General features: G+C 41.3%; 12 protein-coding genes. All 12 read right to left on the reverse strand.

Annotated features, from left to right (window positions below; genetic code table 11):
* Positions 1–241 precede the first annotated feature (241 nt).
* The gene (locus tag ABD010_RS02225) at positions 242–1,945 is read right to left on the reverse strand and encodes a peptide ABC transporter substrate-binding protein (RefSeq protein ID WP_343809863.1); all 1,704 of its coding nucleotides are present in this window, start codon (positions 1,943–1,945) and stop codon (positions 242–244) included.
* Between the two features lie 243 nt (positions 1,946–2,188).
* On the reverse strand, positions 2,189–3,181 hold the full coding sequence (locus tag ABD010_RS02230; protein ID WP_343809864.1) for a LacI family DNA-binding transcriptional regulator: 993 nt from the start codon (positions 3,179–3,181) through the stop codon (positions 2,189–2,191).
* A gap of 87 nt (positions 3,182–3,268) precedes the next feature.
* Entirely contained in the window at positions 3,269–4,531 is a 1,263-nt protein-coding gene (locus ABD010_RS02235; protein ID WP_343809865.1) for a Gfo/Idh/MocA family protein, read from the reverse strand.
* The gene (locus ABD010_RS02240; RefSeq protein ID WP_343809867.1) at positions 4,528–5,448 is read right to left on the reverse strand and encodes an ROK family protein; all 921 of its coding nucleotides are present in this window, start codon (positions 5,446–5,448) and stop codon (positions 4,528–4,530) included. Before ABD010_RS02240 ends, ABD010_RS02235 begins: the two co-directional genes overlap by 4 nt.
* A gap of 591 nt (positions 5,449–6,039) precedes the next feature.
* Positions 6,040–7,032: a tagatose 1,6-diphosphate aldolase gene (locus tag ABD010_RS02245; protein ID WP_343809869.1), complete on the reverse strand. Its 993-nt coding sequence runs from the start codon at positions 7,030–7,032 to the stop codon at positions 6,040–6,042.
* A gap of 242 nt (positions 7,033–7,274) precedes the next feature.
* Positions 7,275–8,201 carry a hexose kinase gene (locus ABD010_RS02250; RefSeq protein WP_343809871.1) on the reverse strand — a complete coding sequence of 309 codons (927 nt, stop codon included), beginning with the start codon at positions 8,199–8,201 and terminating at the stop codon, positions 7,275–7,277.
* Positions 8,198–9,361: an N-acetylglucosamine-6-phosphate deacetylase gene (nagA, locus tag ABD010_RS02255; RefSeq protein ID WP_343809873.1), complete on the reverse strand. Its 1,164-nt coding sequence runs from the start codon at positions 9,359–9,361 to the stop codon at positions 8,198–8,200. Before nagA ends, ABD010_RS02250 begins: the two co-directional genes overlap by 4 nt.
* A gap of 18 nt (positions 9,362–9,379) precedes the next feature.
* Positions 9,380–9,796, reverse strand: coding sequence for a PTS sugar transporter subunit IIA (locus ABD010_RS02260; RefSeq protein WP_343809875.1), 417 nt, complete (start codon positions 9,794–9,796; stop codon positions 9,380–9,382).
* A 139-nt stretch (positions 9,797–9,935) separates the two neighbouring features.
* Positions 9,936–10,757: a PTS system mannose/fructose/sorbose family transporter subunit IID gene (locus ABD010_RS02265; RefSeq protein ID WP_343809877.1), complete on the reverse strand. Its 822-nt coding sequence runs from the start codon at positions 10,755–10,757 to the stop codon at positions 9,936–9,938.
* Positions 10,747–11,520, reverse strand: a complete 774-nt coding sequence (agaW, locus tag ABD010_RS02270) for a PTS N-acetylgalactosamine transporter subunit IIC (protein WP_343809879.1) — start codon at positions 11,518–11,520, stop codon at positions 10,747–10,749. Before agaW ends, ABD010_RS02265 begins: the two co-directional genes overlap by 11 nt.
* A 32-nt stretch (positions 11,521–11,552) precedes the next feature.
* Entirely contained in the window at positions 11,553–12,032 is a 480-nt protein-coding gene (agaV, locus tag ABD010_RS02275; protein ID WP_343809881.1) for a PTS N-acetylgalactosamine transporter subunit IIB, read from the reverse strand.
* Between the two features lie 130 nt (positions 12,033–12,162).
* Positions 12,163–13,326 (reverse strand): SIS domain-containing protein, encoded by a 1,164-nt coding sequence (locus tag ABD010_RS02280; RefSeq protein WP_343809883.1) that lies wholly within the window; start codon positions 13,324–13,326, stop codon positions 12,163–12,165.
* Positions 13,327–13,339: the final 13 nt, after the last annotated feature.

Consider the following 13,339-nt stretch of genomic DNA (forward strand, 5'->3'; position numbering starts at 1 on the left):
TTGCACTTTCCTTTCTTCATCTACCTTTGTTGCAAAAACATCCTGAACGAGTATGAATTCCCATACCTCCCTTTAAACACCTCCAAGCCTTTAGGTGACAGTTTTAGTTTTAGTTGTACTTATGCAGTAAGAAAGTTTTATTTTTCTGCTAAAAAAGAACCAAGCTGTAATTAAAGCAGCTTAGTTCTTTGAAGTATTTCGATGGCCCTTGCCCAATAAAGCAGCAGGCAGGTAAACAATTCTAATGTTTATACACTTCCGCCTCTCTGAAATATGTCTCAATACCAAAACTTTGGAAAACAATTCCTTCCACATATGGTTTTACAATCATGGATTCCCCATTTTGATATGTCGGGATGGTATATGCATTTTCAATTAATACTTTTTCGGCTTCTTTTAACGTTTTCCAACGTTTTTTTGGCTTCTGTTCCTTGGCATATTTCCTAGCTTGATCAATTAATTTATCATAATCTTCAGTATTCAAACCAACGTTCTCATTTGGTCCATCGGAATGCCAGTACCCCAGGAAAGTCATAGGGTCTTTATAATCAGGGCACCAACCGGATCCAGCATCCAGCTCATACTCTCCACCCTGAACATAATCAAGGTAGGCATTCCAAGGTAACTTTTTAATGTTGATTTTCAGCCCTTCCAATTGTTCAAGCTGATTGGCCATGTACTCACCCATCTGTGCTGCCGAATCACCATCAGTTGTAACATATTCTACTTTAAGCGTATCAAAGCCATTTTTCTCTTTTGCTTTTTTCCATAGCTTTTTTGCCTCTTCCACACCACCAGGAAGATAATCTTCGCTACCTTTCCGGAAGTCCTCGCCATCAGGACCTTTAGCAAAGTTTTTTGGCACTACATATTGCGCTGCAATCGAACCATTGTTGAGCAGCACGTTCACAAGGCCTTCACGATCGATAATCATGGACATTGCTTTTCGGACATTGTCATACTTGAACTCAGGTACTTTTTTTGCATTGAGCTGCCACCAGAAAATACAATTACCGGCTATCCGCTGGAAATCAGGTGTATCTTTGTATGCATCAACCTGCTCCGATGTAAGTGAATCAACCTGAATTTCATCTGACTTATAAAGACTTAATTGCGTGTTTTCTTCTTTCACCACTTTAAATGTCGCTTTGGTAATGTTTACTTCATTTGCTGCATAATAATCAGGGTTCTTTTCGAGAGTCCAGCTGACACCATGTTCCCATTTTGTTAACTTATAAGGGCCAATTGTTAGAAGATTCTTCGGTTCTTTTGCATATTTATCTCCTTGTTCCTTTACAAAACTTTCATTTAATGGAGCGAACTTATTAAACGCCATTAAACTGGTGAAGTACGGAATTGGAGATTCCAACGTAACTTGCAATGTATGTTCATCAATTGCTTTAACACCTAATTTTTCGACTTGACCATAAATATCACTGTCTTTATTCATTATCTTATTGGCATTTTTAACATTTGCAATCCCCATAATATAAGCATATTGCGATTTTGTTTCGGGCTTAATCAATCGTCGCCAGGCAAACACAAAATCCTGTGCTGTCAACGGATCGCCATTCGACCATTTAACATCTTTCCGGAGTTTAAATGTATATACTGTACCGTCTTCATTCTTTTCAGGCATTTCAGCAGCCATTTCCGGAACGATTTCCTGGTTTTTAAATGTAATTAATCCCGGATGTGTACGTTGAATCACTTCAGCTGAAGTTGTGTCCGTCGCTTTGGACAAATCAACAGTCGGCAAATCAGCATTGCGAACAAAATGCAATACTTGCTCATCAGCAAGTTCGGTGTTTTTTTGACCGCTTTGTTTTGTTCCATCAGTTGAATTGTCACCGCTTTCATCAGAGTTATTACTGCAGCCGGCAACAAACAACCCTACCAGAATAAGTAGGAAAACCGTAAATAACTTGTGTAATCTCCCCTCCATAAAATAACCTCCCTGTAGTTTTCAGAAAACCCAATAATCAAATTAGTAAATTGTTTACTAATTTTTTTAATAATAACACAAGGGGGTCATACTGTCCATAAAATCCGGTTTATTTCTTTGGAAAACCAAAAAACGAAACTGGTTTTATCCCGTTCCGTTTTTGTAATTTGCTTATATTACATTTTCGTTTACATTGAAATTGGGCAGAGCCTATGTTGACAGACTGCTCATAGTGTCTTCCACTTACTGTTTCACACTTTTTCGAATTACCAATTTTGTTGATATGAATATTTTTTTGGGAATGCTCCTGCCTTCAAAACGCTCAATTAATGTGTCAACGGCCGTTTCTCCCATGAGTTCGGTGTACACTTTTATGGTGCTGAGTGATGGATAGACGTATTTTGAAATGGACATATCATTAATCCCTATCAGACTGACCCGTTCCGGTACCGGGATATCGTACTCATGTAATGCACGCAAACAACCGACTGCCATCACATCGCTGCTTGCAAAAAAAGCTGTTGGTAACGCTTCCTGCAGATCTTCAATAGCCTTAGCCATCAGATTATAACCATCCTCTACGGAAAACAATCCATTATAAACAAAACGCTCATTATACAAATTCTTTTCACGCATATAACGTTTAAACGTTTTTTCCCGCAAATCTTCCAATGCATTAGCTTCACCTTTCAGTAACTCGCTTCCTCCAATAAAGCCGATTTCCCTGTGATTAGTGGAAATAAAGTAATCAATTATTTTTTTCGTTGCCTTTTCAAAATCGATAACAATTGCATCATACTTTTCTTCATTAGGGCTGTAATCGACAAAAACGATGGTTTCATTAATAGCGGTCAATTCATCAACCTGCTGTTCACTAAATTTCCCGACAGCGATAATCCCATCAATTTCTGCGGCATTTATTGATTCAATATCATTGAAGAAATATATATCCGGATACAGTTCATGCTGTTTGCATCGTTGTTCAATACCTAGCCGAATGGATAAATAATACAGGTCACTCAGTTCTTCTTTTTCCGTATACCAATGAACAACGCCAATTTTTTGCCCTGCATATCGTTTTCCATTCCTTTTTTTATACGAAAGCTCTTCTGCTGCTTCAAACACTTTTTTCTTCGTTTCATCAGAAACAGATAGACTGGCATCATAATTAAGCACCCGTGACACGGTCGCAGATGAAACTCCAGCCTTATTCGCGATATCTTTAATTGTCGCCATGTATTCATGTCCCCTCCTACTCGGCAGTTAATGTATTAAGTATAGCATTTTTATACGTTCTGCCGACAGGATTAGCCGGAACACAGATCAGGAAATCTCATCAGCTTTTTTGAAATGATCATCCAAATGAATAACTTTTCCATTTTCAAGTCTCGAAACCTCTGCAGCAAATGCCAGCAGGTGACTTTCCAGTGATACAGCGGCTGATGGAACATCCGACTCCTGATGGTTTTTTACTTCCTGAAGAAAATCCCTTACGATTGCTTCATCACCTCCACCATGGCCGCTTAATGGCTCATTCAAATGAATCACTGTTTCATTTTGTGTTAGAAAATCAAACACGGATATTGAGTTTTCATCCATCTTTCCCCTGATTTCTCCTTTTGTTCCCATAATCTGAACAATTCGTGTTTGCTCCCGTGTAAATCCGCACATACTGAACGTTGCAGTTGCACCATTTTCAAATTCTAGATTGACAACCTGATGATCGACGACATTATTATCAGACTGATAAACACATTTCCCATATGGTGTGGTTTCTAACGCTTTAATAATTCCTTCTCTTGAGTGATCTGTTGTAAATTTTTTTGCCCACCCTTTTCCTTCACCTAAATAATAACGCCCTGCATGAAACTGGCATTCATTTTCCACAGGGCAGCCATCAAGACATCGAAGCGGAGCTCCTTCAGGTTTGTTGGCCTCCGTAAAATGCATGAGTGATCCGAATGAGCTGACATGATTACATTTCTGCCCCATCAGATACATTAATATATCCATATCATGACACGATTTTTGCAAAATCATTGGACTTGAATCATTGCTGTTATTCCAGTTTCCGCGGACAAAACTATGTGACATATGCATAATTTCGACATTTTCATTCAACTGAATGGAAACAATATCGCCAATATCACCATTATCAATGATTTTCTTAATATTATTCCAAAAAGGCGTATATCGTAATACGTGGCAAACCGTAAGAAGTTTGTTATGCTTTTTGGCAGTATCAAGCATGTTAATACATTCATCGGGATCAGGCGACATCGGTTTTTCCAGCAGAACATGATAGCCAGCCTCAAGTGCTCTGACAGTCGGCTTATAATGATGTGAATCCAATGTGCATACAAACGTAACGTCAGCTTTAATTTGCTCCTCAAGCATATCTTCCCATGTTTCAAAACAGTGGTCACTGGAAATTCCATGCAGCTTGGCAAAAGCCTTCCTTTTTTCAGGATTCAACTCAGCTACGGCTACAAACTCCAATTCATGTGGATAGGAAACAGCATAGGGTCCGTAGGCATTTGCTCCTCGATCACCTGCTCCGATTAACAGTGCTCTTACTTTTTTCAATATGATCGCTCCTCTCTGTTCATTATTGCTTTAAGACCCGCTCCTACAGCACCTGAATCTCCTTTTAGGAAGCTCAAATGCATCCTTGACAAGGCACTTTTTTGCTCATCAATTAAATAATGGTTTATTTCTTTTTCTACTAATTCCAATAGAAATGGGTGATGATTTATTACACCGCCGCCAAATACCATCTGATGTGGATCCAGTAGACAAATAATGCAATATACACCACGTACTAATTCATCAATAACTCCGTCCAATACAGACGTTGCTTCGGAACTTTCTGATTCATATCTCTTTAAAATAGCTTCTGTGGTCATTTCGGGGCATTTAAATCGATCTCTGGCAGCTCTTTGGATTGCCGGTCCGGATGATGTATCTTCTAGCCTGTGAACAAATTTATCCTTCGTTTGCCCTGCAACCGGAAGCAAACCGATTTCCCCAGCGAACCCGGCACCGCGAAGGAACGATCCATTTTGAATAATAGAACAAGAAATTCCTGTGCTGACTGTAACATATACAAATGTATCACTATCCATTGCACCTATTGATTTCCACTCAGCAAATGCCGCCATATAAACATCGTTGTCGATTACAACGTTGTCAATATCATAATAGTTTTGCAGTCTTGCTACAATTGGGAAGTTACGCCATTGCAGGTTATTTTGAAAAACAGCCACACCTTTTCCCTGATCGACCCTCCCTGGTATTCCTACACCAAGGCCGCTTACCATCGAAATATCAAACTCTGCTTCCGAAAAAAGTCGGTCAATCGTTTTGGTGACCTGTTCAAACATGCCCTCTTTATCATCCGGCTTGCTTGGCAATTCACTCCGTCGAATAATTTTTCCTGCCTGATTAATTATAACTGCTGCAACCTTGGTACCGCCGATATCAACCCCCAGGCCATATTTCAAAAGTTACCACTCCAATATCATATTAAATTACCGTCGCAAAAATAGTAATATTTTTAATAAAAGTTTTACTTATAGTTTTTATAGTACCACTTCCTCACTGATTTGTCTATCAAGTACACACCCGGCAAGAACAAAGGCGTAAGCGCCCGTTTAGCAACGTACAAACTGCGCCCTGCCATGCAGGGTGGGTCGGCGTTGCCGCGCAAAGCGGCGTTTTAGCCGATCTTCCTTAAATAAGATAAAGGAAACATGCCCTTGCAAAAAGGGTATACCGACGTTGGCCGCAAAGGCCGGTTTTAGTCGGCCTTCCTTTACCTACGAACCGATGTTGACTTTCACCGCAAGGGTATAAGTGCGACTAAGCCTCTGGTTTCACCAATCGGCAAGTCTTCTTTATCGTAGAGAGGAAGTGTGAAGTTTGGGACTGCGCTAAAGCTCGTCCCATCAAAACCTCTGCTATTGCTGGGCGCTGGAGCCGGACGTGGCTTTTCATTAATATAAAAAATATCCACAAGTATTAAATTTTATAGTTTCCTATGAAATGAGAAAAACCAAGCCCGGAAAATCCGGACTTGGTTTTTTAATAGCAATCTATTCCACAAATTCAGTCCATGGTGCTGCTGTATCCTTAATGGCCTGTTTTACTTTAGCCAAATTTTCAGAGCCCGTTGTTTCAAGCCACCCGTAATACGCCTCCTCATCTTCCTTGGCAAATGGTTTTACACCATCTTTCCAAATCGCCCTTCCGCATAGACAGCCACTGAACGAACTGCCGGATTCCTTGGCAAAATACAGTGTTTCAATAAACTGTTCATTGGTTACTCCGCCACTCAAATAAATAAACGGCAGACGGCTCTTTTCGGAACATGTGCGATAATAATTTACCGCTTCTTCTTTACTGAACACGGGATCATAATTACCGTATTCCTCGTATCCTTCAATATGATAAATAGAGACCGGGACTTCCACCTTCAGCAAATCAATCCCATATTCTTCTTTGGAAAACTCCTCCATGAAATACTCCACAATTGCTGGTTTTTTTCTGGCAAACGCAGCATTTTTTGACCCTAATCCTTCTGCACTATACGAAACAGGTTCTAAAATAAATAGCAGGTCATTTTGCTTGCATTCATCACCAACGCGTTTTATAAACGCTTTTTTAATCCGATTATACTTTTCATCTTCATTGTGGTCATAATAGATTAATAGTTTAAGCGCACTGACACCTTTGTTCGCCAAATCCTGGACAGCATAATCATCAACCAAATTTGGAAGTCTGCCTTTTTCAGATGTATCATATCCGGTTTTTTCGTATGCCATAATTAAACCGATACCTTCGTCCAGTTTATTTGCCGCATCCCATCCGTACTCAGGATCAAGAAGTAATGATGATGACTGATTTCCCAGCACCTCACTGACACCTTCTTTAAAATGACGTAATCCTTCTGCATATGTAACGCTGTCATTAAATGATGTAATCATCTTCCCGAGTGAACCGCGCTGATCCATCGCGGTTGCCAGAACGACATGGTCGGCATCGGAAATCAGCTCTAACCCGCGTTTTTTACCTGGTGTTAGTTTCATATAATTGTCCTCCATTCTTAGAAAACTTAGCTTATCTTAATGCCGATAGCTTTAAAACGTGCGAACCTTGCTCGAAATCGTGCGAACTTCCAGCCAAACATGCGAACCTTGCTCGAAATCGTGCGAACTTCCCGACAAACGTGCCAACTCTGCACTAAAATGATTCCTGAGCTTAGGGCATAAACTTCTACATTGTTCTTAAACAATAAAAATTTTAATCCCTTCTACCGTTAACAATTAGTTCAAATGCTGTCCACACGTATCTGTTCCATACACCAGCTTACTTTCTCCGGATTAACGAAACCTGTTTGCGCCTCCATAGCATTCAGGACCCCCATTGCCAGTCCATATTTAATAAATGTCTCACCTTTCAATCCCTGTGCTAAACCGGCGGCAAAACCGGCCATCACGGCATCCCCTGAACCAACAGGATTTACTGCGTCAACAGCAGGGATCCCTACCCGGTACAACGTTTCTTCGTGTTTCACAAAAGCTCCGAGTGCCCCCGTTGTAACAACTACCCAGGGGACCCCCCCTTTAATTTGCTTTAATGCATCACAAATCTGTTTCTCATCAGTCGGTTTTTCGCCAACTAAATCGGCCAGCTCGTCCAGGTTCGGTTTAATTAACCAGGGCTTGTCAGCGTGTTCCAGTGTGCGGGCAAGAAGCTCACCTTTCGTATCCAGTAAAACGGGTGTATCGTTTGAATTAGCAGTTTTAATAAGTTTTGCGTAAAAATCTTTTACCAGTCCCTTTGGCAAACTTCCGGAAATAGTCACAACTTCAACATTTTGAACGTATTCGGAAAAAGCATCGATAAATTGAGATGACTCATTTTTACTGATGGACGGACCAGCCTCCAAAATCTCCGTCTGTCGCCCTTCATGAATGACAGCAATACAGTTACGTGTTTCCCCGTCTATTTTTACAAAAAAGTCCTTGATACCTTGACTTGAAATTCCTGTTCGGATAAAAGCACCCAGGCTGCCGCCTAAAAAGCCTGTCGCAGCAGTGTCTTCACCAAGCTGCCGCAAAACCCGTGCAACATTTAGCCCTTTTCCACCGGCCGTTTTTGAAACGTCTGCAATGCGATTAACTTTATCCAACGAAAAGGTATCAGACCTGTAACTTATATCTACGGAAGGGTTTAAAGTAACGGTTAAAATCATACATCCACCTGCCTATTTTTACGATACTTAATATCACCTGCTACGGCAACAGCCTGAACAGAAATATCATCATCAATGACAACATAATCAGCAATTTTTCCACTGGCAATACTGCCAAGCTCATCATCCCTGCCCAGACTAGCTGCAGGTGACAGCGAGCCACGGTGCCAGATTTCATACAAAGCCTTTCCACTCCACAAATGCAAATTTTTAATGCCGTCAATCAACTTTAAGGTACTGCCTGCCAATGATCCTGTCTCGGTTCTCGCAATCCCATACTTCATGACAACCGGGAACTCCCCGAGGTGGTAATCACCGTCAGGCATTAACCCAGCCCGCATGCAGTCGGTAATCAGTGATAATTTATCACCCTTCAAACGTTCAGCAAGTACGGCAACATCTGGATGGACATGATGCCCATCGCAAATTAATTCGGCAAATGCGCGTTGATTCGTCAAGGCTGCACCGGCAACTCCAGGTTCACGATGATGCAATCCTGACATTCCATTAAATAAATGAACAAAATTCCCGGCACCGGAATCGACAGCACTCATACAGCATTCAAAGTCTGCGTCAGAGTGAGCCAAACTCGGCAAAACACCCTCACCACGGACAGCGTGGATGAATTCCAGCGAGCCTTCCCGTTCAGGAGCAAGGGCTATTTTTACAATCGAACCATCTGCAAGCTCTTGCCACCTCTGAAACTCTGCATAATCCGGGTCACGAAAATATACCGGATTTTGTGCACCCTTATGTTTCTCCGTAAAATAAGGCCCTTCCAGAAAAATACCCTCCGACTGCGCACCCTTTAAGCCCTGCTTCACTGCTCTAGTAACCGCAGTAACCGCATCATTCAACGCTTCCTTTGAAGACGTCAATGTCGTTGGCAAAAACCGGGTAACACCGAGCGGTAAAATGGCATCTGAAATCCCATGAACCGCCTCAACAGTACCATCCATAATGTCATGGCCGTTAATGCCATGGATATGCGTGTCAAATAAACCGGGAGCGATCGTATAGCCGCTCCAGTCGACAACTTCCGCATTTTCCGGAATACCATCAACAAATGAGCTGAACCGATTATGTTCAACTTGTAAATATCCGTTAGTTTTTTCTTCGTTTTCAAGTAAAAAACGATCTGCTTTAATAAAATAAGTCATGCTATACCCTCTTTAAAATTAAATTCCTTCCTCTTCTGAAGCAGCTTGCTTTTGCTTCATTTCAAACTGTTTGATATTATCTTTTCCTTCTTGAATTACCGAATCCACAAAATCGTCGATAGGTGACTCACGCTGAAACATACCACTTAACAGCATCGGTGAATTCGTACCACCAATTACCTTAACATTCTCTTTGGCAGCTGCAATACCTGCACATACATTAAAAGGTGTCCCGCCTGCTAAATCTGCAAAACAGACAACACCATTACCTGTATCCACATTTTCGATTGCCGCTTCAATGTCTTTTTCCAATTTGTCTTTATCTTCTTCAAACTTGATAACATCTGCCTGTTTTACTCTTCCTGTGATAAGCTCTACTGCGTCAAGCATCCCTTGTGGAAAGGAACCATGACCAGTTAACACTATTCCAATCACATTAACCTTCCTTTCAACGGTACATTTTATAGCAGACTGGGACAAAAATGTTCTGAAAACCAGAAACGATAGTGGTGCATATATTCCACTCCGAAAATATATTTTCTGCTTTAATAGATATGTCCCAGTCTCCATAGTCTTACAATATATTAAAAAAGGAACCAATCAATCCAACCACGACTGTTATACCAATCAATATTAATGGGGAGAGTCCTTTCTTTAATAACCAATACATCAAAAGTGTATAAGCTAAAGGAAGCATCGCCGGCATAATTTGATCCAAAACCTCTGTTTGGATATTCAACTTTCCTTCCTTTCCCTCACCCATTTTCCATACATAGTCAACTTTTAATGCCACATACGTTGCAATCAATCCTCCAACAACAGTTACCCCGACAATAGACGCCGCACGGGATACATGCTGTGTTCCTTCTTTCAGTTTACTGATTGCTTTAACACCTGTTTTATATCCATAAGTCATCAACCCAAAACGCGCACCAAAATGGATAATGTTAAACATAACCAAAAAGACAATTGGTCCAAGTATATTCCCTTCCAAGGCAAGCGATGCACCGATACCTGCCGTAATTGGCAGCAATGTAAGGTAAAACAGTGCGTCACCAATTCCTCCGAGAGGGCCCATCGTTGCAACCTTAATACCGCGGATTGCTTCCCTGTCTTCTTTCTTTCCTTCCATTGCAAGAATGACTCCCATAATAAACGTTACAAGGAAGGGATGCGTGTTAAAAAACTCAAGGTGTTCTTTCATTGAATTACTTAAATCTTTCTTGTTTTTATGAATTTGGCGAAGCCCCGGTAATAACGAATAAAGCCATCCACCTGCCTGCATTCTTTCGTAGTTGAATGAAGCCTGCAATACCAGAGACCGCCAGACCAGATGCCGTAATTGTTTCGGTTTTAATTCCGGAGCACTTGATGGATTCTCATACTTATATTCCATCAGTAATTTCCTCCTCTCCAGCGGAATTTCCTGGGCTCGGTCTATTTTTATTTTGATAAAAATCATACAGTGCGATTGCTAAACCAAGCAGCGCAATTGCAAGTATCGGCAATTCTAAATAAGCTGCCAATACAAACCCCACTATGAAAAACATCACGTATTCAGTCTTCAGCATAATTCTCAATAAGATCGCAAATCCTATTGCCGGCATAATACCACCACCAATAGCAAGACCGTCAATTATCCACTGTGGTACCGTTTCCACAAATGCAGTTGCTTCATTTGCCCCAAAATAGATTGGCAGGAATGCAATCAATGCATTGAAAACAAAAAGTATCGCAATACCCAAATAATTTATACCTTCAATACCACGATAGTTGGCATTAACTGCAAATTTATCCGCTTTATGCATCATCGGTGCAAATGAAGTAAAGAACAGTGTGATTAACCCTTGAACAGCAACAGCAAATGGAATAGCGACCCCAACTGCCGCCTGTGGCTCAAGACCAGAAATAATGCCAAACGCTGTACCAACAACACCGCCAATCACCACGTTAGGCGGCTGTGCACCAGCAAGGGGAACCATCCCCATCCAAATGAGTTCCAGTGTTCCTCCAATAATCAGTCCGGTTGTTAAATCACCAAGAATGAGTCCAACTACCAAGCCTGTTACTACAGGGCGATGCATATGGGTAAGACCAACATACAGGTCGATACCTGCAATACCGGCCCACAGTGCTATTAATAAGGCTTCCAGCAGCATAGACAAACCCCTCCCATTTTATGATTTTTCTCCTAAAGTAACTTCATTATATTCTGTCCCCGTTCTTCAGGAACCCGTCGTAAATCCAATTCAACTCCTAATTCATCGAGACGTTTAAATGCCGCAATATCCTTATCATCCACAGATACTGTAGAAGAAATCTGTTTCTTCCCTTCTTCAAAATGCATGTTCCCTACATTGATATGATCAATTGGTACACCTCCTTCTTTAAGGACCAGTGCATCATGCACGTCACGTACAACTATGAAAATTTTTTGACGTGGTGCTGCTTTATGAATAATGTCAATTGTTTTTTGCAGTGTGAAATATCGTGTTTGAATGACATCAGGTAAAACCATGTCCATCAAGTTTTGCTGCACCTCATCCTCTGCCACCTTGTCATTTGCAACCACTACAAGGTTAGCTCCCAGATGATTCACCCATGTAACGCCAACCTGCCCATGAATCAGACGGTTATCAATCCTTGTCAATAATAAATTTGGACCAGACATTCAGCTCATCCCCTCCGTTTTTAATTAGAAAACTTGGCATTCGTCAAAATCTATTGCGAATGCCATAGTTGCGCTTATGCAGTAAGAAAGTATTTATATTTTCTTAACTGCTTAGAAAAAATAGCACACCTTATTCAGCATAATCATAGATTGTTACACCCTGCACAACACGGTTCACCCGGCCGTCCGGACTTGGGTTATCCGGTGTTATACCAAGCTGCAGTGACTTGTGCAGTGCAAGTGTTTGAGCAAAAATCACATAAAGCAACGCAAGATGGAAATCCTCGGAGAGACTTTCGCTTCCGTCTGTGACCGGGATTGTCCAGTCAGCCAGAGCGGAAACCTCTGCATCCTCTTTGTCCGTAAGTGCAATCACCTTCATATTCGAATCATCACCGGCAACTTCCCGTAAAATATCCATGTCATACTTACGGGTATATGTGTCCTGCGACATAAACACGACAACAATTGAATTATCGTTCAAAATCGATTTCGGGCCATGGCGAAATCCAAGTGAAGACTCATGAAGTGCAACCACTTTACCCGCACTTAATTCCAGCATCTTTAATGCGGCCTCATGGGATAATTGCCCCAACATGCCCGATCCCAAATAAACGATCCGTTCAAAATCAACGTTTAAAATTTCACGAACACTGCCCGGCAGTGATTCTATCAATTTTTCAGCGGCGGTGATGACATGTTCGTTAAAACTTTTCGATGTAAACAGTGTGTGTGCTGTTATCAACATACAAGTAAAACTGCTTGTCATCGCAAAGCCTTTATCATGCGCCTTGTCCGGAGTCAGGATTGTTACGGCATTTTCATCCTGCTTTGTATTCTCTGCCAGCTTCCCGTCCTTATTGCATGTGATGACAACTTGATAGAAATCGTTGATAATCTGTTCACCAAGTGCCACGGTTGCTACACTTTCAGGACTGTTTCCAGACCGTGCAAACGACACCATGATGGTCGGAACATCTTCCTGCAAATATTCTTCAGGATTTGAAACAATTTCTGTTGTAGGAGCAGCATCAAATTGAACATTGCCTTTGTTTTCCCTGCGCAGTACGGGCACAAGCGTATCACCAATAAACGCTGATGTTCCCGCTCCGGTCAAAATTACACGAACCTGATTATGTTTTGCGTAAATCGAATCTATGAAACGATTCAAAGATTGCTTTTGTTCGGAAAGAGATGCTGTCAGTTCTTTCCACACTTCAGGCTGCTGGGTAATTTCTGTCGCCGTATGAATTGCCTGTTTGGAACGCATTTCTTCTTCAGTAAATCCTATCATGTCTATTCCTCCA

Source organism: Virgibacillus siamensis (genome assembly GCF_039522605.1).
Lineage (GTDB): Bacteria > Bacillota > Bacilli > Bacillales > Amphibacillaceae > Lentibacillus > Lentibacillus siamensis.

Excerpts from the sequence above, each read along its gene's own strand:
- ABD010_RS02225 (WP_343809863.1), bottom strand. The coding sequence starts at position 1,945 with ATGGAGGGGAGATTACACAAGTTATTTACGGTTTTCCTACTTATTCTG.
- ABD010_RS02230 (WP_343809864.1), bottom strand. The coding sequence starts at position 3,181 with ATGGCGACAATTAAAGATATCGCGAATAAGGCTGGAGTTTCATCTGCG.
- ABD010_RS02245 (WP_343809869.1), bottom strand. The coding sequence starts at position 7,032 with ATGAAACTAACACCAGGTAAAAAACGCGGGTTAGAGCTGATTTCCGAT.
- ABD010_RS02250 (WP_343809871.1), bottom strand. The coding sequence starts at position 8,201 with ATGATTTTAACCGTTACTTTAAACCCTTCCGTAGATATAAGTTACAGG.
- nagA (WP_343809873.1), bottom strand. The coding sequence starts at position 9,361 with ATGACTTATTTTATTAAAGCAGATCGTTTTTTACTTGAAAACGAAGAA.
- ABD010_RS02265 (WP_343809877.1), bottom strand. The coding sequence starts at position 10,757 with ATGGAATATAAGTATGAGAATCCATCAAGTGCTCCGGAATTAAAACCG.
- agaW (WP_343809879.1), bottom strand. The coding sequence starts at position 11,520 with ATGCTGCTGGAAGCCTTATTAATAGCACTGTGGGCCGGTATTGCAGGT.
- agaV (WP_343809881.1), bottom strand. The coding sequence starts at position 12,032 with ATGTCTGGTCCAAATTTATTATTGACAAGGATTGATAACCGTCTGATT.
- ABD010_RS02280 (WP_343809883.1), bottom strand. The coding sequence starts at position 13,326 with ATGATAGGATTTACTGAAGAAGAAATGCGTTCCAAACAGGCAATTCAT.